Origin of the sequence: Cellulomonas sp. Root137 (assembly GCF_001426725.1) — a bacterium.
Lineage (GTDB): Bacteria > Actinomycetota > Actinomycetes > Actinomycetales > Cellulomonadaceae > Cellulomonas.
On the sequence record NZ_LMFG01000008.1, the window covers coordinates 1 to 1,189 of the forward strand.

The following is a 1,189-nucleotide window of genomic DNA, read 5'->3' on the forward strand; positions in this document are numbered from 1 at the left end:
GGTCGCGTCCTCGGCGGCGTCGTCCTCGGAGGTGCTCGGTCAGATGGGTCAGGCCGTGGGCGAGCTCGCCCGGCTGTCCACCGACCTGCGCACCCGCGTGTCCGCCTTCACCTTCTGACCGGTAATCCGGATAGACCCAGGCAGACCGACGCCCCGCCGCACACCGCGGCGGGGCGTCGTCGCGCGAGGGCTCAGTTCCGTGCGGATCCGGCCGATCGGTGGGCCGACGCCAGATCGCACACCGAGGAGCCAGCCCCATGAGCACCACCCACCCGTCGAGCACCGCCCCGGCCCCGCGTCGCTCGGGGGCGTGGTTCCGGAACCGCTCCGTGCGCACCAAGATCCTCACCGCGATCCTGCTGCTCGCCGTCGTGGCCCTCGGGTCGGGTGCCTACGCCGTCACCGCTCTGCGCCATGCCGCGGCGGACACCCGGACGCTCGCGATGATCCAGTCGGACATCGTCGGCACGCGTGTCGAGGTCCAGACGGGCCAGGCGCAGGCGCGACTCATCGTCGCGCAGCTCGCGGCCGTGGACGACCCCGCCGACGAGCAGGGGTGGCTGGCCAAGCAGGACGCCAACGACGCCGCGATGACCGCCGCGATCGACGCGTACAACGCCTCCGAGGCGGCCGCCGACACCAACTGGCAGGCGTTCGTCGCCGACTACGCGGCGTGGCTCCAGGTGCGCGACGAGCAGCTGGTGCCGGCCGCGACGAGCGACGACACGGCGCTGTACTCCGAGGTGCTGGAGACCGTGAGCCAGCCGCTGGTCGACACCTTCGTGGCGGACCTGGACGGGATCGTCACCGGGACCGTGGCGTACACCGACGGCCTCGCGGAGGAGTCCTCGGACGAGGCGAACCGTGCCGCCCTGATCCTCATGCTCAGCCTGGCCGTCGCCCTCGTCGTGACCCTGGTGCTCGGCTTCGCGATCGCCGGCAACGTGCTCGCCGCGGTGCAGCGCGTGCGGCAGTCGCTCAACGCGATGGCGGCCGGCAACTTCACGGTCCGTGCCGACGTGGTCTCCGACGACGAGCTGGGCCGCATGGCGCACGCGCTGAACAAGGCGCAGGACTCGGTGCGCTCCGCGCTGGCCGGTGTGGTGGAGACCTCGGAGACGGTGGCGGCGGCGGCGGAGGAGCTGTCGGCGTCGTCGGACCAGGTGGCGGCGGGGTCGGATGAGACGTC

At 72.7% G+C, this 1,189-nt stretch carries 1 protein-coding gene; it reads left to right on the forward strand.

Annotated elements, in window-relative coordinates:
- Window positions 1-257 precede the first annotated feature (257 nt).
- Window positions 258-1,189 (forward strand): methyl-accepting chemotaxis protein (locus ASD18_RS20600; protein WP_156388126.1); only part of this gene is annotated, 932 nt, incomplete at its 3' end.